At 68.8% G+C, this 18,942-nt stretch carries 15 protein-coding genes; 5 read left to right on the top strand and 10 right to left on the bottom strand.

Annotation, left to right across the window (positions count from 1 at the left end):
• Positions 1–34: 34 nt before the first annotated feature.
• A complete protein-coding gene (locus ABC337_RS08570; protein ID WP_412884330.1) occupies positions 35–1,261 on the bottom strand; it encodes an MFS transporter in 1,227 nt (408 codons plus the stop codon).
• Positions 1,262–1,338: 77 nt separating this feature from the next.
• Positions 1,339–1,797, bottom strand: a complete 459-nt coding sequence (locus ABC337_RS08565; protein ID WP_412884331.1) for a MarR family winged helix-turn-helix transcriptional regulator — start codon at positions 1,795–1,797, stop codon at positions 1,339–1,341.
• 150 nt (positions 1,798–1,947) lie between these two features.
• Between ABC337_RS08565 and cycA the strand changes: the two genes are divergently transcribed.
• Positions 1,948–3,411 carry a D-serine/D-alanine/glycine transporter gene (gene cycA, locus ABC337_RS08560; protein WP_290257236.1) on the top strand — a complete coding sequence of 488 codons (1,464 nt, stop codon included), beginning with the start codon at positions 1,948–1,950 and terminating at the stop codon, positions 3,409–3,411.
• A 117-nt stretch (positions 3,412–3,528) separates the two neighbouring features.
• Here cycA and ABC337_RS08555 read toward each other — a convergent pair whose 3' ends face one another.
• The 3 genes from ABC337_RS08555 to ABC337_RS08545 are packed head-to-tail and all read right to left on the bottom strand — an operon-like array spanning position 3,529 to position 7,446.
• Positions 3,529–4,677 carry a mannitol-1-phosphate 5-dehydrogenase gene (locus tag ABC337_RS08555; RefSeq protein WP_412884332.1) on the bottom strand — a complete coding sequence of 383 codons (1,149 nt, stop codon included), beginning with the start codon at positions 4,675–4,677 and terminating at the stop codon, positions 3,529–3,531.
• The gene (locus ABC337_RS08550) at positions 4,677–6,659 is read right to left on the bottom strand and encodes a PTS mannitol transporter subunit IICBA (RefSeq protein WP_412884333.1); all 1,983 of its coding nucleotides are present in this window, start codon (positions 6,657–6,659) and stop codon (positions 4,677–4,679) included. Before ABC337_RS08550 ends, ABC337_RS08555 begins: the two co-directional genes overlap by 1 nt.
• A 58-nt stretch (positions 6,660–6,717) precedes the next feature.
• On the bottom strand, positions 6,718–7,446 hold the full coding sequence (locus tag ABC337_RS08545; RefSeq protein WP_290257232.1) for a TetR/AcrR family transcriptional regulator: 729 nt from the start codon (positions 7,444–7,446) through the stop codon (positions 6,718–6,720).
• 188 nt (positions 7,447–7,634) lie between these two features.
• Here ABC337_RS08545 and ptsP point away from each other — a divergent pair, with 188 nt between their 5' ends.
• The 3 genes from ptsP to ABC337_RS08530 all read left to right on the top strand — a co-directional run bounded on the left by ptsP (position 7,635) and on the right by ABC337_RS08530 (position 10,101).
• The gene (ptsP, locus tag ABC337_RS08540) at positions 7,635–9,320 is read left to right on the top strand and encodes a phosphoenolpyruvate--protein phosphotransferase (RefSeq protein ID WP_412884334.1); all 1,686 of its coding nucleotides are present in this window, start codon (positions 7,635–7,637) and stop codon (positions 9,318–9,320) included.
• Positions 9,321–9,373: 53 nt separating this feature from the next.
• The gene (locus ABC337_RS08535) at positions 9,374–9,793 is read left to right on the top strand and encodes a helix-turn-helix domain-containing protein (RefSeq protein WP_412884335.1); all 420 of its coding nucleotides are present in this window, start codon (positions 9,374–9,376) and stop codon (positions 9,791–9,793) included.
• Between the two features lie 74 nt (positions 9,794–9,867).
• The gene (locus ABC337_RS08530) at positions 9,868–10,101 is read left to right on the top strand and encodes a hypothetical protein (protein ID WP_412884336.1); all 234 of its coding nucleotides are present in this window, start codon (positions 9,868–9,870) and stop codon (positions 10,099–10,101) included.
• 22 nt (positions 10,102–10,123) lie between these two features.
• Here ABC337_RS08530 and ABC337_RS08525 read toward each other — a convergent pair whose 3' ends face one another.
• A complete protein-coding gene (locus ABC337_RS08525; protein ID WP_412884337.1) occupies positions 10,124–11,344 on the bottom strand; it encodes a helix-turn-helix domain-containing protein in 1,221 nt (406 codons plus the stop codon).
• 245 nt (positions 11,345–11,589) lie between these two features.
• On the opposite strand from ABC337_RS08525, the gene ald reads away from it, so the two are divergent.
• A complete protein-coding gene (gene ald, locus ABC337_RS08520) occupies positions 11,590–12,708 on the top strand; it encodes an alanine dehydrogenase (protein ID WP_377970883.1) in 1,119 nt (372 codons plus the stop codon).
• Between the two features lie 56 nt (positions 12,709–12,764).
• Here ald and ABC337_RS08515 read toward each other — a convergent pair whose 3' ends face one another.
• The 4 genes from ABC337_RS08515 to ABC337_RS08500 all read right to left on the bottom strand — a co-directional run bounded on the left by ABC337_RS08515 (position 12,765) and on the right by ABC337_RS08500 (position 18,942).
• Positions 12,765–13,829, bottom strand: coding sequence for a Gfo/Idh/MocA family protein (locus ABC337_RS08515; RefSeq protein WP_412884338.1), 1,065 nt, complete (start codon positions 13,827–13,829; stop codon positions 12,765–12,767).
• A 135-nt stretch (positions 13,830–13,964) separates the two neighbouring features.
• The gene (locus ABC337_RS08510; protein ID WP_412884339.1) at positions 13,965–15,677 is read right to left on the bottom strand and encodes an ABC transporter family substrate-binding protein; all 1,713 of its coding nucleotides are present in this window, start codon (positions 15,675–15,677) and stop codon (positions 13,965–13,967) included.
• A 47-nt stretch (positions 15,678–15,724) separates the two neighbouring features.
• Positions 15,725–17,977 carry a dipeptide ABC transporter ATP-binding protein gene (locus tag ABC337_RS08505; RefSeq protein WP_412884340.1) on the bottom strand — a complete coding sequence of 751 codons (2,253 nt, stop codon included), beginning with the start codon at positions 17,975–17,977 and terminating at the stop codon, positions 15,725–15,727.
• Positions 17,974–18,942, bottom strand: coding sequence for an ABC transporter permease (locus ABC337_RS08500; RefSeq protein WP_412884341.1), 969 nt, complete (start codon positions 18,940–18,942; stop codon positions 17,974–17,976). Before ABC337_RS08500 ends, ABC337_RS08505 begins: the two co-directional genes overlap by 4 nt.

Below are 18,942 nucleotides of genomic sequence, written 5' to 3'. Positions count from 1 at the left end.
ATGGGCCCGACCGTTGTTGTTTACTACCGGGCGGTTAGACCAGGTGCGGCTCGTGCGTGCTGAGGAACCGGCGTCCGCCGAGGACCACCGCGATGGCCACTGCCATGGCGACGGCGGCCGCGAAGAACGGCACCTGCGGGCCGAAGTTCTCGCCCAGCTGGGCGGCGGCGAACGGCGCCAGCGCGCCGCCCATCCAGCGCACGAAGTTGTAGCCGGCGGAGGCCACCGGACGCGGGGAGTCGGAGACGCCCATGGCGAGTTCGGTGTAGATCGTGTTGTTCACGCCCAGCAGGGCGCCGGAGACCACCACGAGGGCGACGACGGCGGGCACCGAGTGGCCCGCGGACAGGCCCAGGCCCACCAGGTCCAGCAGCAGCAGGGCCAGGGTGCCGGAGAGGACCCGGACGGCGCCGAAGCGGCGCTGCAGGGCGGGGGCCACGAAGACGGAGAACACGGCGACGGCGACGCCCCAGCCGAAGAAGACCGCGCCGATGCCGTAGGCGTCCATTCCGAGGATGAACGGGGTGAAGGCCAGGATGGTGAAGAAGCCGTAGTTGTAGAACAGGCCGCTGGCTGCGGTGGTGCGCAGGCCCTTGTGGCCCAGTGCCAGCAGCGGGTCGCGGAGCCGGACCTTACGTTCGGGCAGCGGCGTCTTGGGCAGCAGGGCAATCAGGGCGATGAAGGCGGCAGCCATCAGCACGGCGGTGCCGAAGAACGGGGCGCGCCACTGCCAGCCGCCCAGCAGGGCGCCGAGCAGCGGGCCGAGCGAGATGCCCAGGCCGAGGGCGGCCTCGTAGAGGATGATCGCAATTCCGGCGCCGCCGCTGGCGACGCCGACAATGACGGCGAGGGCGGTGGCCACGAAGAGGGCGTTGCCCAGGCCCCAGCCGGCGCGGAAGCCCACGAGCTCACCGACGGATCCGGAGAAACCGGAGAGGGACGCGAAGACCACGATGATCGCCAGGCCGGTCAGCAGCGTGCGCTTGCCGCCGATCCGGGAGGATACGAAGCCCGTGATGAGCATGGCGATGGCCGTGACCAGGAAGTAGCTGGTGAACAGCAGCGAGACCTGGCTGGGGGTGGCCTCCAGGTTCTTGGCGATGGCCGGGAGGATGGGATCCACCAGGCCGATGCCCATGAAGGCGAAGACGGCCGCGAGGGCGGTGGCCCACACCGCCTTCGGCTGCTTGAGGAACGAGGCCTTTTCGGCTTCGAGGGTTGATGATGCTTCCGGCGCTGGGGCCGTGAGCTGGCCGTCCATGGAGGGCGCTCCTAGGGTCGTGGGTGTACGGGGTGGTCTGTGTTGCGCCGGGCGGCGCCGGGCGGCGCCGGCGCGGGTCAGGTCTGGACGGATTCGTTGATCCGGCCAATCACCGGCATGGCGGCGGCCAGGGCCCGCCGGTCCTCCTCCGGGAGGCCGCCGAGGATCTGCGCCATGACGGCGTTGCGGCGGGCGTTCGCGGACTCGACGGCGGTGTGCCCCGCGGCGGTGAGGCGGACGCGGACGGCCCGGGAATCGGTGGGGTCCGCCTCCCGCTGGACCAGGCCCGCGCGTTCGAGCTTGATGATCTGCTCCGTGGCGCTGGGGACCTTGACGCCCTGGTTCCGGGCGATCTCGCCCACCCGGACGCCGCCGTCGGAGTCCGCCTCCAGCAGCATCTTGAGGGTGCTGATCTGGGCAGCGCTGAGCTCGCCGTCGGCGTCGAGGCGGCGCACCAGGTAGATGCTGTGCCGCAGCGCCTCGCGGAAGTCCTGGGCCAGGGCGAGCAGGTCCTCGCCGGGGGTCTCATCGTTCATACTTAGGAAGCCTAACAGTTAGGGTGCCTAAGAGTCAAGGATGGCCGCGGGACGACCCATAACGCACCCCGCGGGCTAAACCTGTACTTTAGGAGGGCTGATTTGTAACCGCCGTCACCCCTTCGGCGGACCATTCGAAGGATCGTTGATATGCCCGAACAGACCACCGCGGGGCAAAGAACTGCCTCCAGCCGGGACACCGAGCCCCACCTCGCCCGCTCGCTGAGCAACCGCCACATCCAGCTGCTCGCCATCGGCGGGGCCATCGGCACCGGACTCTTCATGGGCTCCGGCAAGACCATCTCGGTGGCCGGCCCGTCCGTGATCTTTGTGTACATGATCATCGGCTTCATGCTCTTCTTCGTGATGCGCGCCATGGGCCAGCTGCTGCTCTCCAACCTGAACTACAAGTCCTTCAGCGACTTCGCCGGCGACCTGCTGGGACCGTGGGCCGGCTTCTTCACCGGCTGGACCTACTGGTTCTGCTGGGTGGTCACCGGCGTCGCCGACGTGATCGCGATCGCCGGCTACGCCGAGGAGCTCTGGCCCGGCATCCAGCTCTGGGTCCCCGGCATCGCCACGATCGTCATCCTGCTGCTGCTGAACCTGCCCACGGTCAAGGCCTTCGGCGAGACCGAGTTCTGGTTCGCGCTGATCAAGATCGTGGCGATCGTCGCGCTGATCGTGGTGGGCCTGGTCATGATCTTCACCGGCTTCCAGTCCAACGCCGGCACCGCCTCCTTCAGCAACCTGTGGAGCCACGGCGGCTTCTTCCCCAAGGAGTTCATGGGGTTCGTGGCGGGCTTCCAGATCGCCGTGTTCGCCTTCGTCGGCATCGAACTGGTGGGCACCGCGGCGGCGGAGACCAAGAACCCGGAGCACAACCTGCCCCGGGCCATCAACGCCATCCCGCTGCGTGTCATGCTGTTCTACGTCGGCGCCTTGATCATCCTGATGTCCGTCACCCCGTGGACCGGCTTCAAGGCCGGGCAGAGCCCCTTCATCGCGATGTTCTCCCTGGCCGGCCTCGGCATGGCGGCCACGGTGGTGAACCTGGTGGTCCTGACCTCCGCGATGTCCTCGGCCAACTCCGGCATCTACTCCACGTCCCGGATGGTCTACGGCCTGGCGAACGACGGCGACGCCCCCAAGGTCTTCGGCCGGCTCTCCAGCCGCAAGGTCCCGCAGAACGCCCTGTTCCTCTCCTGCGTGCTGCTGCTCGCCGGCGTCGTGCTGCTCTACGCGGGCAAGGACGTGGGCACCGCGTTCGACATGGTCACCACCGTCTCCGCGGTCTGCTTCATGTTCGTCTGGAGCATCATCCTGGCCAGCTACCTGGTCTTCCGGAAGCGCCGGCCGCAGCTGCACGACGCCTCCACCTTCAAGATGCCCGGCGGCATCCCGATGGTGTGGGTGGTGTTCGCGTTCTTCGCGTTCCTGGTCTGGGCGCTGACCACCCAGCCGGACACCCTGGTGGCGCTGCTGGTCACCCCGCTGTGGTTCGCCATCCTGGGCGTCGCGTTCGCCGTAGTCCGGCGGTCCCCGCTGCACCAGGCCCGGGTGGCCGAGTGGAAGTCCATGGCCGACGCCGAAACGGCCGCCGCCCGCCCCTGACGCTCGCTCAGGTCCCGCACCAAAACAACGGGCCCTCCCTCACATGATGTGAGGGAGGGCCCGTTGCTGTTGATGTTGTTGTTGGTGCAGCGTTGTTGTTGGTGCAGCAGAACGCCCTCAGAGTGCGGCCTTGGCCTCCGTGACCAGGGCGCAGACGGCGGGGAACAACGGATGGGTCGGCTCCAGGCCGGTGATCCGGGCTGTGGCATCCTCCGGGCTGGAGGACGCCAGGATCTGGCCCAGCTCCACGGCCTCGGCGTCGGCCGGGTCGTTAAACCGCAGCGCGGCGGCCATCGCCCCGAGCAGCGCTTCCGGGACGATGCCCCGCTCGGCCAGCTCGGCGGCCGGTCCGATGAAGCGCTCGTGCCGGCTGAGCTTGCGCAGCGGTGCCCGCCCCACACGGTTCACGGTGTCCGGCAGGTACGGGTTGGTGAAGCGACCCAGGATCTTCTGCACGTAGGCTTCCTGCTCGTCGCGGTTGAAGCCGTGCTTGGCCACCAGCAGTTCCTTGGTCTCGTCCAGGACAGCCCGCACGTCCGCGGCGACGTCCTGGTCCGCCATGGCGTCCGAGATCTTCTCCAACCCGGCATCGAACCCGAAGTACGCCGCGGAGGCGTGCCCGGTGTTGACGGTGAACAGCTTCCGCTCGATGTAGGGGCCCAGGTCGTCGACGAACGTGGCGCCCGGGATGACCGGCTGGTGGTCCCCGAACGGCGTCCGGTCGATGACCCACTCGTAGAAGGTCTCGACGGTGACGTCCAGGCCCTGGCCGGCCTCCTGGTTAGGCACGATCCGGTCCACGGCGGTGTTGGCGAACACCGCGGCTGCCGCCAGGTCGCCGGCGGCCGGATCCCACTGGGCGGTGATTTCGGATTTCAGGATGTCCGTCGCATTGATGGCGTTCTCGCACGCCATCACCTGCAGCGGAGCCAGCCCCGCCGCGCGGGCCGCGATCCCCTTGGCGATCACGGGCGCCACGAACTTCAGGATGTGCGGCCCGACGGCGGTGGTGACGACGTCCGCCGTCGCGATCTCAGCGACGACGGCGTCCTCCTGGCTGCCGGAATTCAGCGCGCGGAAGTTGTCCACCGTACGCACGGCCGGGGTCTCCCCCACCTCGTGCACCCGGTAGCTGTCCGCCGAGGCGAGCTGGGAGATCAGCGCGTCCGCGACGTCCGCGAACACCACCTCATAGCCCGCCTCGTGCAGCAGCAGCCCGACAAACCCGCGGCCGATGTTTCCGGCTCCGAAATGAACAGCCTTCACTAGTCATTGACCTTTCCCAGCAGGTCCAGCACTTCGTCGACGGTGGTGGCCGCCTCCAGCTGTGCGACCTGCGCCTTGTTGGTGAACACCTTCGCGATCGAGGAGAGGATCTGCAGGTGCTCGTTGTTCATGCCGGCGACGCCGACGACGAACTTGACCTCTTTACCGTTCCAGTCGATGCCCTCCGGGTACCGGACCACGGACACCGCGGACTTCATGATGTGGTCCTTGGCGGCGTTGGTGCCGTGCGGGATGGCGAGGTAGCTGCCCATGTAGGTGGAGACGGACTCCTCCCGTTCGTGCATGGCGTCCAGGTAGCCGGAGTCGACGGCGCCGCGGTCCAGCAGGAGCCGGCCGGCCTCGTCGATCGCACCGTCACGGGTGGTCGCGGAGCCCTGCAGGACCACACTGTCGGCCACCAGGATGTCCGACGGTGCGGCCGTCCCGGTTTCCGCGGTGGCGGTTCCGGCAGCGACGGCAGTTCCGGCGGCGGGGGCCGCAACGGCGCCCGAGGCGTCCGCCGGGGCGTTGCTGCTGCGGACCAGTTCCACGATCTCGTCGTAACGCGGCGAGTTCATGAAGTTGTCCACGGAGACGTGCACCGCGCTGGAGGTGGCCGGACGGGCCCGCTCGGTCAGGTCCTGGTGGGTGATGACGACGTCGTAGCTGTCCGAGAGGTTCGCGATGGCGGAGTTGGTGACCTTGACGTCCGGGTAGCCGGCGGCCTTGATCTTGTTCCGCAGCACCGAGGCGCCCATCGCGGAGGAGCCCATGCCGGCGTCGCAGGCGAAGACGATGTTCTTCACCGGTCCGGCCAGTACGGCCACGCCGCCGGCACCTGCGCCCGCGGCGCCACCGGTGAGGGCGGAGGAGACGGAGCTCTTCTTGCCCTTCATGGTTTCCATCCGGGTGGTCGCGGCGCCGAGTTCATCGCCCTCGACGTCCTTGCTGGCCTTGAGGATGACGGAGGCGATCACGAAGGACACCGCGGCGGCCAGCAGCACGGACAGGGCGACGCCCACCAGGCTGTCCGCCGGGGTGGCGGCGAAGACGGCGATGATGCTGCCCGGGGCGGCCGGCGAGCGCAGGCCGGCGCCGGTGAGGACCAAGGTGAAGATGCCGGTCATGCCGCCGCCGATCGCGGCGAGGATGATGATCGGCTTCATCAGCACGTACGGGAAGTAGATCTCGTGGATGCCGCCGACGAACTGGATCAGCGCGGCACCGGGAGCCGAGGCCTTCGCCATGCCCTTGCCGAACAGCATGTAGGCGAGCAGGATGCCGACGCCGGGGCCGGGGTTGGCCTCGAGCAGGAACAGGATGGACTTGCCCTGGGCGAGGGCCTGTTCGGTACCCAGCGGGGTGAGGATGCCGTGGTTGACGGCGTTGTTCAGGAACAGCACCTTGGCGGGTTCGATGAAGATGCTGGTGAAGGGCAGCAGTCCGTTGTTGACCAGGAATTCGACGACGGCGCTGGCGCCGTTGCTGAAGGCCTTGACTACCGGGCCGATGACCAGCATGCCGAAGATGGCCATGATGGCGGCGACGATGCCGGCGGTGAAGTTGTCGATCAGCATCTCGAAGCCGGGCTTGACCTTGTTTTCCCAGAGGCTCTCGAGCTTCTTCATGATCCAGGCCGTGAGCGGGCCCATGATCATGGCGCCGATGAACATCGGGATGTCCGTGCCGACGATCACGCCCATGGTGGCCGCCGCGCCGACGACGCCGCCGCGGACGCCATAGACCATCCGGCCGCCGGTGTAGCCGATCAGCAGCGGCAGCAGGTAGGTGATCATCGGGCCGACCAGCTTGGCCAGTTCGGTGTTGGGGGTGAAGCCCGCCGGGATGAAGAAGGCGGTGATGATGCCCCAGGCGATGAAGGCGCCGATGTTCGGCATGATCATGCCCGAGAGGAAGGTGCCAAATTTCTGGACGCCGACCCGCACGCTGCTACGGGGTTTCGCAACTGTCTCTGTTGCCATGTGATTTCCTAACCGTGTTTTCCTGCTGCACCGCAGGAGTGTCCGATATTTCGACGAGCTAGCTGGTGGAACTGATGGAGATCCGGTGGAGCCATTCGAGGAAGAGCTTGAGTTCAGAGCTGGAGAGCTGGTCCGAGTGCGAGGACTGCAGGGCCGCGTTCAGGGCGATCGCGGCCACCACCACCGGCGACTTGCCGGGGTCTTCCGGGTCGGCCTCGCGGGCCAGGTCGGTGGAGACGGCAAAGATCATGGCGTCCCGGGTCATGGCCGAGAGCTCCAGGTTCCGTTCCGGGGCCTTCTCCGTGATGAGCATCAGGGTCACGCCCACGTTCGCGGCCAGAATGCTGCGCGCCGCTTCCTTGGGCGGGACGGCCAGGTGGCCGGCCACGGCGGCCTTGTTCAGCATGCCCTCGAGCAGCGCCTCGGCGTCGGCGACGACGGCGGGGCGGCTTTCGGGGCGGATGTTACCGAACATGACCAGGTACAGCTCGGGCTGCTTCAGGCCGAACTGGACGTGCTTGTCCCACATCCGCCGGATGTTCTCCAGCGGACGGCCGGACGGTTCGAAGTCCCGCTCCCCCGCCACGTACTCCTCGAAGCCGGCCGCTACGACGGCGTCGAACAGGCCTTCCTTGTCCCCGAAGTGGTGGTAGAGCGTGGGTGCCGTGACTCCGGCCAGCTGCGTGATCTGGCGGGTGGAGACGGCGGCGCCTCCGGATTTGGCCAGCAGTCCGGCGGCTGCGCGGAGCAGCCGGATTTTGGGCGGTAGCTGGCCATCGATACTCATAGCCGCTACCCTAGCACCTATAGCAACGCTATATGAAGTGCATCACAACACTTTTTTCCATCGACTTTTTCAGGTGCTTCGGGTTCCGGGTTGACGTAGTGGACGGCCGCGGGAAATCTAGGGTCTAGCGGCTCAGCAGCGGCATCTGGACCGTCTTACTGGCTCACGGCAGAGAATGAGGACTTTCAGTGCAGAACTTCCAAGGTGTAGGCGTCAGCCCCGGCCGGATCATCGGCACCATCCGTCAGATGCCCAAACCGGTCAGCGAGCCGCCCGCCGGCGAGCAGCTGCCCGCCGGTGTCTCCGCCGAGGATGCGACGGCCGCGCTGAAGGCCGCCGCGAAGGCCGTGCACGACCAGCTCAAGAACCGCGCCCAGACCGTCAGCGGTGACGGCAAGGCCGTGCTGGAGGCCACCGCCCTGATGGCGACGGACACCATGCTGCTGAAGACCGCCGGGAAGCTGATCGCCCGCGGCACCTCCAACCAGCGGGCCATCTGGGAGGCCGGCGCCTCCGTCTCGGAGATGCTGCACAACCTCGGCGGCTACATGGCCGAACGCGCCACCGACGTCCTGGACGTCCGCGCCCGGATCGTCGCCGAACTGCGCGGCGTGCCCGCCCCCGGCATCCCCAGCGCCGAGACGCCGTTCATCCTCATCGCCGAGGACCTTGCCCCGGCCGACACCGCCACCCTGGACCCGGAGAAGGTCCTGGCCCTGCTCACCGCCGGCGGCGGCCCGCAGTCGCACACCGCGATCATCGCCCGCTCGCTCGGCCTGCCCGCCGTCGTGGCGGCCGCCGGCGTGGACGCCCTGGCCGACGGCACCGAGGTCTACGTCGACGGCGCCGCCGGCACCATCACCGCCGAACCCGGCGAGGAGCAGCGCCACGCGGCCGAGCAGTGGGCGGCGACGGCGTCGCTGCTGGCCGACTTCGACGGCACCGGAACGACGGCGGACGGGCACCAGGTGCCGCTGCTGGCCAACGTCGGCGGCGGCAAGGACGCTGCGGCCGCCGCACGGCTCAACGCCCAGGGCGTGGGCCTGTTCCGCACCGAGTTCTGCTTCCTCGAGCGCGACAACGAACCGAGCGTGGACGAGCAGGCGGCCGCCTACAAGGAGGTCTTCCACGCCTTCCCCGGCAAGAAGGTGGTGCTGCGCACCCTGGACGCCGGTGCCGACAAGCCGCTGCCGTTCCTCACCGACGCCACCGAGCCCAACCCGGCGCTCGGCGTCCGCGGCTACCGCACCGACCTGACCACCCCCGGCGTCCTGGAGCGCCAGCTGCAGGCGATCGCCCGCGCCGCGGCCGAATCTGAGGCGGACGTCTGGGTGATGGCCCCGATGATCTCCACCGCCGAGGAGGCGGCCCGGTTCGCCACCATGTGCGCGGAGGCCGGCCTCAAGACCCCCGGCGTCATGGTGGAGGTCCCGTCCGCCGCCCTGACCGCCGAGGCGATCCTGCGCGAGGTCTCCTTCGCCAGCCTGGGTACCAACGACCTGACCCAGTACGCCATGGCCGCTGACCGGCAGCTCGGCCCGCTGGCCGGCCTGAACACCCCGTGGCAGCCCGCCGTGCTCCGCCTGGTGGGCCTGACCGTGGAGGGTTCCGTCGCCGAGGGCCACAGCAAGTCCGTGGGTGTCTGCGGCGAGGCCGCCGCGGACCCGGCCCTGGCCGTGGTCCTCACCGGCCTGGGCGTGACCACCCTGTCCATGACCGCCCGTTCCATCGCCGCGGTGGCCGCGGTCCTGAAGACCGTGACCCTGGGCGAGGCGCAGGAATTGGCGAAGCTGGCCCTCTCCGCCCCGAGCGCCACGGACGCGCGCGCCTGGGTCCGGGCCAAGCTTCCGGTCCTGGAGGAACTGGGCCTCTGACCGGGTCTCTCTAGCAGCCGCCGCGGCGGGCCCGGGACGCTAGGATGCAGTCCATGACACTCATCGCGCCCCGGGTCACCGCCGCGCTCCCCGCCGAGGACGCCCAGGCACTCCGCTACGCCCTCGACGGCAGCACCGACGTCACCGTCTTCGTCGACGGGACGGTCCACCGGCTGCCCGCCTCCGCCCGGGACGCCGTCGTGGATCTGCTGCAGCGCTTCAGCCGCGGCGAATCCGTCACGGTCAGCAGCGTCGAGGAAATGCTGACCACCTCCCGGGCGGCCGAGCTGGCGGGCATCTCGCACACCTACCTGCGCAACATGACGGACCGCGGCGAGATCCCGGTCCAGTACCGCGGGACGCACCGGCGCATCAGGCTGGCGGACATCATGGCCTGGCTGGAGACGCAGAAGAAGAGCGGGGCCGCGGGCGGGGAACCTGCCGGGTCCCCCGATTCCGCCGAAGAATCCTGACGGCGTGATAAGGATCAAGCAACAATCCGGCCCCGGGGCGAAAGTGCGGCGGAACCCGGGGTTACGCTGGAATTGTGGGTAAGTTCAGAGGGTGGCACATCCTGGCCGGCATCGCCGCCATGGTGATCACCGGCATCCTCGGAAACCTGATGGGGCTGAACAACACCGCGTCCTTCATGGCCAGTTGCGTGGTCTTCGTCGCCGTCGCCCTCTGGACCGAAAGCCGGCTCACGCGCCGCCGGCGCGAAACGGCCCGGCAGGCCCCGCGCGACTCCGTGCACGAGGGCCCGGAGCCGGACGAGCGGTAGATTCCCGCTAGATCTGTTCCCGCTAAATCCTCGGCCGTTCCGCCCAGCGCCGCGCTTTGAGCGCCGCGTGCAGTTCCAGCCGGACCAGGCCCTTGAGCGGGTCTACGCCCAGCAGCTGCCGGATCCGTCCCAGCCGGTTGTAGATGCTGCTGCGGTGCAGGTGCAGCTTCGCCGCGACATCCTGGACCGAGCCGTCGTTGTCGTAGAACAGCTCCAGCACCGGCAGGAGCTCCCCGTTCCGGTCGTGGTCGGCCAGGGTGCGGAAGTGCACCGACCCCGCATCGGCCCAGGCCCCGGCGCCGCCGCCCGCGGAGGCCAGCAGCTGGTAGATCCCGGTGGCCCGGCAGTCCACCAGCTCCCCCAGCTGCGGATCGACGGCGGCCGCCTGCGCCGCCTGGCGCGACTGCTGGTACGCCTCCACCAGCCCCCGGGGCCGGGAGAATCCCTCCGAGGTCCCCAGGATGATCCGCCGGACGGGCCGGCCGGAACGCTTGGCCAGCTCCAGCTGATAGTGCACCAGCACCTGGGCGTGATCGGCCCGGCCGGTGGACTCCTTGAACAGGATCACCGCGTGGGTCTCCGTCCCGGCGCTGAAGAGGGCCGCATCCACGCCGATGGTGGCCTGCAGCGCCGCGGAGCGGTGGACCAGCATGGCGTCCGCGGGGTCCGATCCCTCGGCCCAGCCGTCGGCGTCGAGCACGGTGACCAGCTGCCAGGGCCCGCGGCCCTGCACTTCCTTCCAGCCCGCGACGGCGGCGACGGCGTTCGCCTCCCCGCGGCAGGCGGCAAGGAACTCCCGTTCCCGGCGGCGGCGGAACTCGGATTCGGCGGTGTTGGAGTCCAGCAGCAGCGCCGAGAGCTGCTCCAGGTCGCGGGCCACGTCCGGCAGCTGGGCCAGGACGGACCCGGCGGTGGGCTCTCCGGCGTCGAGCTGGACCCAGAGGTAGCCCACCCGGAAGCCGCGGACCAGCAGGGGAACGCAGACCCGGCCCAGCATGCCCAGCTCCTCGTTCGCCGGGACCACCACCGGCCGGACCGCGGTGGCTATGCCGTGCGAGAGCTGCCAGGCGCTGACGTCCACCGGGACGCGCTTGCTGAGCAGGAAGTTCACCCGCACCCGGTCCGCAGCGGACTGGTTGGAGGAGTAGGCGAGCAGGACACCGTCGAGGTCCTCCAGGGACAGCCCGCGCCCCAGCCGCATGGCCACGCGCTCCACGAGCTGCTCGACGTCCTGCTGCTGCATGCTGCCACAGTACTGCCCCGCCCGGGCCGCGGCGAAGCCGGACCGCTCCGGACAGCAGGCGACACCTGCCGCCCGCACCCTCGACATCTGTCGAACCGCGCCGGATAACATCCCCGGAATGGCGGGGTTTTGGCGTCGGGCGGGCAGGACGTCCCTGTCGCCTGCCTCACAGCCGGTCCTATTCTGGAATCACGACTTCCCCCGTACACCCGGCCGGCCAGGCCGCCACTTTTGGAGCTTCACACATGATCATCGGTGTCCCCAAAGAGATCAAGAACAACGAATTCCGCGTCGCCATCACGGCGGCCGGCGTGCACGAATTCCGCCACCACGGCCACACCGTCCTGGTGGAGCGCGGCGCGGGCCTGGGCTCGGGCATCACGGACGAGGAATACGCCATCGCCGGCGCCGAGATCGTCGCCGAGGCCGACGACGTCTGGGCCCGCGCCGACATGGTGATGAAGGTCAAGGAGCCGGTCAAGGCCGAGTACCACCGCTTCCGCAAGGGCCTGATCCTCTTCACCTACCTGCACCTGGCCGCCGAGCCGGAACTGACCCAGGAACTGATCAACTCCGGCGTCACCGCGATCGCCTACGAGACCGTGCAGGAGGGCCGCGCGCTGCCGCTGCTGGCCCCCATGTCCGAGGTCGCCGGCCGCCTGTCCGTCCAGGTGGGCGCCACCTCGCTGATGGCCCCGGCCGGCGGCAAGGGCGTGCTGCTCGGCGGCGTCCCGGGCGTCCGTCCGGCCAAGGTCGTTGTCCTGGGGGCCGGCGTGGCCGGCACCAACGCCGCCGCCATGGCCCTGGGCCTCGGCGCCGACGTCACCATCCTGGACATCAACATCAACCGCCTGCGCGAACTGGACGCCCAGTACCAGGGCCGCCTGAAGACCGTCGCGTCCAACGCCTACGAGATCGAAAAGTCCGTGGTCGACGCCGACCTGGTCATCGGTTCGGTGCTGATCCCGGGCGCCAAGGCCCCCAAGCTGGTCACCAACGAGCTGGTCTCCCGGATGAAGCCGGGCTCGGTCCTGGTGGACATCGCCGTGGACCAGGGCGGCTGCTTCGAGGACACCCACCCCACCACGCACCAGGAACCCACGTACAAGGTCCACAACACGATCTTCTACTGCGTGGCCAACATGCCCGGCGCCGTGCCGAACACCTCCACCTACGCGCTGACCAACGTCACGCTGCGCTACGGCGTGGCGCTGGCAAACCTGGGCGTCAAGGCCGCGTTCGATCGGGACGCCGCCCTGGCCGCCGGCCTGAACATCGCCGCCGGCAAGGTGGCGCACCGGTCCGTCTCCGAGGCGCACAACCTGCCCCTGGTCTCCGACTGGCACGAGCTGGTTTCCGCGTAACACCCGGTCAGCTGTTTGAACGGCAGTCATCCCCACGGATGGCTGCCGTTCGGGCGTTAAGGCCTCTCCCCCGCCAGTTCCCGGGCCTGCTCGATCAGCGCGAGGGCGGCGACGGCGTCGGCGGGATCCACGGGGAGGGACAGAGGCGAGCTCGCGCCGCCGTCGGCGATCTTCTCCGCGAGCAACCGGTAGAACTCCGGGTAGGCGCCGCGTTCGGTGGGCAGCCGGTCCAGGTGGCCGTCACGGCCCAGCAGGCCGGCCCACTCCGTGTCCTCGACCCCGTAGGCCGCGTCCAGCGGGCTGCCGCCGGCCGCCAGGTAGGGTTCCTGCGAGTCCACGCCGTGTTTGGTGAAGCCGCCGCCGCTGCCCAGGATCCGGAACCGGGGTCCCGGCTGGGCGCAGAGCAGGTTCATCCAGAGGTGGCTCGTCACCCCGGAGTCGTGCCGCAGCGCCAGGAACGCGTCGTCGTCGGAGGCCCCGCCGGGCCGCCGCACGCCCAGCTCGGCGTGCGTGAGGGTCGCGGGCCCGAACAGTTGCAAGGCCTGATCCACCAGGTGGGTGCCCAGGTCGTAGAGCACCCCGCCGCCCTCGGCCGCCGTCGCCGCCGCCTTCCACGGCTTGCTGACCGCCGGGGACCAGCGCTCGAACCGGGACTCGAAGCGCGCCACCTGGCCCAGGCTGCCGGCCGCCAGCAGACCGCGGACGGTCAGGAAATCGCCGTCCCAGCGGCGGTTCTGGAACACGGTGAGCACCCGGCCCAGCCGCCCGGCCAGGCCGGTCAACTCCTGGCCCTCGTCGCTGGTCACGGTGAACGGCTTGTCCACCACGACGTCGAGCCCGGCCTCCAGCGCGGCGCGGGCGAGCGGGTAGTGCGTGGCCGGCGGCGTGCCGAGCACCAGCACGTCCAGGCCGTCCGCGGCTTCCAGGATGGCCTCCGGGGTGTCCACGAGCCGGGCGCCCGGGTAGCGGTCGGCGGCCGCGGCGCGCCGGCCCGGGTCCGCGGTGGCGATGACCTCCAACGAGTAGGCGGGGTCCGCGGCGATCAGGGGCGCGTGGAAGACGCTGCCGGAGAGGCCGAACCCGGCGACGGCGGTGCGGAGGGGATGCGAGGGGGCTGCCATGGGTCCACGCTACCGGCCCCTTGCACACGCAGGGCGCTCCCTCGGTTTCGGCTACAAAAAAGGCGACGCTCCCCCACGAAGTGAGGGAGCGTCGCCCGAATTCCCGCATAAGCTGCGGGAGCGTCGGAGGGGAGGTTACTTCTTTTCCCAGCCGATGGTGGTCCAGTCCGGAACCTGGGACAGGCTCTTGAACAGGGAGGGGCCGTAGTTCGCCAGGCCCGTGCGGGCGAAGGAGATCTGCGGGCCGTTCATCACGACGCCCATGGAGAAGTACTTCGCCATGTGCTCCTTCTCGACCTCCATGGCCGCCTTGTTGCGCTCGGCATTGTCGGCGATGGTGGAGAGCTTCTTGATCTTCGCGTCGAGGTCGGCGTCGCCGAGCTCGTTCTCGTTGGTCTTGGAGTCGTAGAACTGCTTGACCGCGTCGGTCGCGTCGGCGCCGACGGTGTAACCGGAGACGCTCAGGTAGAAATCGCGGCTGCCCAGGACCTTGCCGAAGTCGGCGGAGGCGCGCTGGTCGATGCCGACATCCATGCCGCCGGCCTGGAGCTGCTTCTGCAGGGTCTGGGCGAAGGCGAGCGTGGTGGGGTCGTCACCGAAGTTGCTGATCTTGAAGGCGGCGGGAACGCCGTCCTTTTCCATGATGCCCGCGGCGTTGGCCTTGTAGCCAGCGTCGGTCAGGATCTTCTTGGCGGCGTCGGGGCCGGTCTCGGTGACGGGGTAGTTGTCCTGGTAGTACTTCGAGAACGGCAGCAGCATCATCGAGCCGGAGCTTTCCTCTTCCCAGTTCAGCCCGTTGAAGCGGACCTTGCGGAGGGCCTCGCGGTCAACCGCGGTGAAGATCGCCTTGCGGATGGCGACGTCGGTCATCGGAGCCTTCTGGGCGTTGATGTTCAGGCCGCCGGCGAACAGGCGCTGGCCGCGCCGGATCTCGGAGTTCTTGGTGCCGTCGAGCTGCTTGTACGGCGTGATGGTGTTTGCGGACACACCATCGATCTCACCGTTCTTGAACGCCGCGATGGCGGCGCTGGACTCGAGCTGGCGGAAGACAACGCTTTCCAGCACCGGCTTGGTGCCCCACCACTTGTCGTTCGGGACCATGGTGACGGTCTTCGCGGCGGTGTCGTACTTGTCGACCTTGAACGGGCCTGCCATCCACTCGGGGTGCATGTCGCCGGTGAAGCCGGTGTTGAAGATCTCCGGGGTGTTGACGGCCGGGTGGATGAAGCCGGTGAAGAGGGAGTCCAGCGGGTAGACCGGCTGGGTGGTGGTGACAACGACTTCCTTGTCGTTGGCGCCGGCCTTGACCGAGTCCACGAATTCGTAGGCGCCGGACGAGACGATGTCGATGTCCTTGTTCTGCCCGTTGAGCATCTTCCAGGTGTTCTCGAAGGTCTTCACGTCGATCGGGGTGCCGTCGTTGAACGTGGCCTTCGGGTTCACCTTGATGGTGATGGTCTGCTTGCCGTCCTTGACATCGCTCTTGACGTCCTCGCAGAAGTTCTTGTTCGGCGTGGCGGTGCCGTCGAAGTCGAAGTTCCAGCAGCCCCAGGTGCCGGCCTCATCGATCGGGCGGTGCAGGGCGGTGTTGTCCGCGCTGTTGCCGGTGTTGGAGAAGCCGTTGAAGTCCGGGCCGATGTTCCCCAGCGGCAGGGTGAGCTTGCCGCCCTGCTGCAGGTCCTTCGGGTCCTTGGCGTTGATGCTGATGAGCTTGGACAGGTCGCTGCCCGAGTCCTGGCCCTTGGCGGCTTCCGGGCCCTTCGACCCGCCCCCGCCACCGCCGCAGGCGGTCAGCGCGAGAGCTGCCACGACGGCGGTGACGCCGCCGATCTTGGTGAGATTCTTCATTTTTCCCCTCATTTTTATCTGTTGCACTGCTGCGCCTGACGGGTAGGTCAGGTGGTTTCGTGGACTACGAGCATGTCCGCGTCCAGGTCGCCGTCCGGGTAGAAGCAGGCGAATTGCTGGTCTGTGGGGGCCGACGGCGGACCGCCGGCCGGGCGGCCCGGGGCCGCGTCGGGATGTGCCGCGTTTTCGAGCACGGGTTCGATGGTCAGGCACTTCTCCTGCTTGGCGGGAGGAAGCGCGGCGAAGACCGGGCAGCGGGTCGCGAAGTTGCAGCCCTGCGGCGCATCCAGCGGCGAGGGCAGGTCACCCTGCAGGATGATCCGTTCCCGGGTGCGTTCGAGCCGCGGGTCCGGTACCGGGATCGCGGAGAGCAGCGCCCGGGTGTAGGGGTGGCGGGGGCGGTCGAAGACCTCGTCGACGTCGCCGATTTCCACGATCTTGCCCAGGTACATGACGGCCACCCGGTTGGAGATGTGCCGCACCACGGACAGGTCGTGGGCCACCATCAGGTAGCTCAGGCCCAGTTCGGCGCGGAGCTGGTCCAGCAGGTTGATGACGCCGGCCTGGACCGAGACGTCCAGGGCGGAGACCGGCTCGTCCAGGACCACCAGTTTGGGATTGACCGCCAGCGCCCGGGCGATGCCGATGCGCTGCCGCTGGCCGCCGGAGAACTGGTTGGGGAAGCGGTTGACGTGGTCCGGCTGCAGGCCCACCAGCTCCATCAGCTCCATGATCCGCTTCCGGATCGCGGGCTTGGCCATGCCGGAGTTCTCCAGCGGTTCGGCCAGCACCTCGAAGACGGTGAAGCGCGGGTCCAGCGCGCCGGTGGGGTCCTGGAAGACCATCTGCAGTTCCCGGCGCATGGCGGCCTTGGTCTTCGCATCCGAGGCGGCCTTGTTGCTCAGGCCGCCGATGGTGACCTCGCCGTCCTGGTCCCGGTGGAACTCCATGATTTCCAGCAGCGTGGTGGTCTTGCCGCAGCCGGATTCGCCCACGATCGAGAAGCACTCGCCCTCGCGGATGTCGAAGCTGAGGCCGTCCACGGCCTTGACCGTGCCGATTTTGCGCTTGATCAGGGAGCCCTTGAGCAGCGGGAAGTGCTTGCGCACGTCGTTGAGTTCCAGCACGGCCTTGCGGTCGGCGCGCGGGACGGCGTCGAACCGGGAGACAGGTACCTCGGGGGCGGAGAAGATCCGGTGCACGTCCACCCCGGCGCCCAGCTCTTCGCTCTTGATGCAGGCGGCGCGGTGCTCGAGCGTGCCGTCCCCTGCGCCGCCGACGGCCAGCAGCGCGGGCTCGCCGTCGAGGCATTCCTCCGTGGCCAGCGGGCAGCGGGGCGCGAAGGAGCAGCCGGTGGGGGCGTTGATCAGGTTCGGCGGGATGCCCTCGATCGGCACCAGGGAGGTCTTCTCGGCGGTGTCCACGCGGGGCACGGCGCCGAGCAGGCCCATGGTGTAGGGCATCCGCGGGTTGTAGTAGATGTCGTCGACGCTGCCGGTTTCCACCGGCCGGCCCGCGTACATCACCATGATGTCGTCCGCCATGCCGGCCACGACGCCCAGGTCGTGGGTGATCATGACGACGGCGGCCCCGGTCTCCTCCTGCGCGGTGTGCAGCACCTCCAGCACCTGCGCCTGGATGGTGACGTCCAGCGCCGTCGTCGGCTCGTCCGCGATCAGCACCCGGGGGTTGTTGGCGATCGCGATGGCGATCATCACCCGCTGCCGCATGCCGCCGGAGAACTCGTGGGGGAAGGCCTTGAGCCGGTCCTTCGGGCTGGGGATGCCCACCATGGCGAGGAGTTCGACGGCGCGCGCCTCCTTGGCCTGCTTGCTCATCCCGGGGTTGTGCACGGTGAGCGCCTCGATGATCTGGGCGCCCACGGTGTAGACCGGGGTCAGCGAGGACAGCGGGTCCTGGAAGACCATGGCCATCTCGTTGCCCCGGTGGCGGCACATGGCCTTGTCGCTCAGGCCCAGCAGCTCGGTGCCGTGCAGTCGGACCGAGCCGGTGATGTCGGCGGTTTCCGGCAGCAGGCCCATGATGGCCATGGAGGTCACGGACTTGCCGGAGCCGGATTCGCCCACGATGCCGAGGGTCTTGCCGGGCATCAGGTCGAAGTCGATTCCGCGGACGGCGTGGACCACGCCGTTCTCGGTGTTGAACCGGACGTTCAGGTCCCGGACGGAGAGGACTGCGCCCGCGGGCGCGCTGTCGGCGCTATGCAGTCCGGCGGCGTGCAGGCGTTCGGCGGTATCGAGGCGTTCGGCGGTGCCGAGGCCGGTGGAGTCGCTGCTCATGCGGTGGCCTTCTTCCTTTTCTTGGCGCTGCCAATCGAGCTGGAGCTGGGGTCGAACGCGTCCCGGAGGCCGTCGTTCATCATTGCCAGGGACCCGGTGAGCAGGAACATCACGGTCAGCGGCACCCAGAACATCCACGGGAAGGTGGAGACCTGGGAGGTGGCCTGGCCGATCAGCACGCCCAGGCTCACGTCCGGGACCTTGATGCCGATGCCGATGAAGGAGAAGGCGACCTCGGAGAGGATGGCGCCGGTGACGCCGCGGGTGATGTCCAGCACCAGCAGCGATCCGATGTTCGGGACCAGGTGCCGCCAGACGATGCGCCGGGCGGGAACGCCCATGTACTGGGCGGCCTTGACGAAGTCGCGCTGCATCAGGGACATCGAGAGGGACCGGATGAGGCGGGCGGTGCCCATCCAGCTGAAGACCAGCAGCACGATGATCAGCAGCAGCCAGCTGGGGAGGCTCTTCTTGAGCCCGTCCCCGCCGCCGCTGGTGGCCACGGCCACCACCAGCAGCGCCGGCATCATGATCAGCGCTTCGAGGATGAAGAGCATGACCTTGTCGACCTTGCCGCCGAAGTAGGCCATGGTGCAGCCGTACACGGCCGCGATCAGGACCGAGACCAGGCCCACCACCAGGCCGATGAGGATGGAGACCCGGGTCCCCTCCACGGTGAGCGCATAGAGGTCGATGCCGGCCTGCGAGGTGCCCAGCAGGTGCTCGGAGGAGGGTTCGGTGCCGATGTTGAACGGGTCGATGGTCTCCTTGTCCCAGCTGGAGAGTGCCCCGCCGAAGAAGGAGAGCAGAGTCAGGAGGATGAAGATGACGAGGCCGGCGACGGCGGTCTTGTTGCGCAGGAAGCGGCGGAGGATGATCCGCGACTTGGCGATGACGACGTCGCCGTCCTCGATCTTTGCTTCCTCGGCGACCGCGGCCGGGTCGATGGCGTTGAGGTTAGTCAT

Source organism: Arthrobacter phoenicis, from assembly GCF_047238215.1.
Lineage (GTDB): Bacteria > Actinomycetota > Actinomycetes > Actinomycetales > Micrococcaceae > Arthrobacter.
Note: the sequence above shows the minus strand (reverse complement) of the source record. Positions and strands in the feature narration are given on the sequence as shown.

Bases quoted from the DNA above. Each gene is read 5' to 3' on its own strand.
- ABC337_RS08570 (WP_412884330.1), bottom strand. From the start codon at position 1,261: ATGGACGGCCAGCTCACGGCCCCAGCGCCGGAAGCATCATCAACCCTC.
- ABC337_RS08565 (WP_412884331.1), bottom strand. From the start codon at position 1,797: ATGAACGATGAGACCCCCGGCGAGGACCTGCTCGCCCTGGCCCAGGAC.
- cycA (WP_290257236.1), top strand. From the start codon at position 1,948: ATGCCCGAACAGACCACCGCGGGGCAAAGAACTGCCTCCAGCCGGGAC.
- ABC337_RS08550 (WP_412884333.1), bottom strand. From the start codon at position 6,659: ATGGCAACAGAGACAGTTGCGAAACCCCGTAGCAGCGTGCGGGTCGGC.
- ABC337_RS08545 (WP_290257232.1), bottom strand. From the start codon at position 7,446: ATGAGTATCGATGGCCAGCTACCGCCCAAAATCCGGCTGCTCCGCGCA.
- ABC337_RS08535 (WP_412884335.1), top strand. From the start codon at position 9,374: ATGACACTCATCGCGCCCCGGGTCACCGCCGCGCTCCCCGCCGAGGAC.
- ABC337_RS08525 (WP_412884337.1), bottom strand. From the start codon at position 11,344: ATGCAGCAGCAGGACGTCGAGCAGCTCGTGGAGCGCGTGGCCATGCGG.
- ald (WP_377970883.1), top strand. From the start codon at position 11,590: ATGATCATCGGTGTCCCCAAAGAGATCAAGAACAACGAATTCCGCGTC.
- ABC337_RS08515 (WP_412884338.1), bottom strand. From the start codon at position 13,829: ATGGCAGCCCCCTCGCATCCCCTCCGCACCGCCGTCGCCGGGTTCGGC.
- ABC337_RS08510 (WP_412884339.1), bottom strand. From the start codon at position 15,677: ATGAAGAATCTCACCAAGATCGGCGGCGTCACCGCCGTCGTGGCAGCT.
- ABC337_RS08505 (WP_412884340.1), bottom strand. From the start codon at position 17,977: ATGAGCAGCGACTCCACCGGCCTCGGCACCGCCGAACGCCTCGATACC.
- ABC337_RS08500 (WP_412884341.1), bottom strand. From the start codon at position 18,942: ATGACTAACCTCAACGCCATCGACCCGGCCGCGGTCGCCGAGGAAGCA.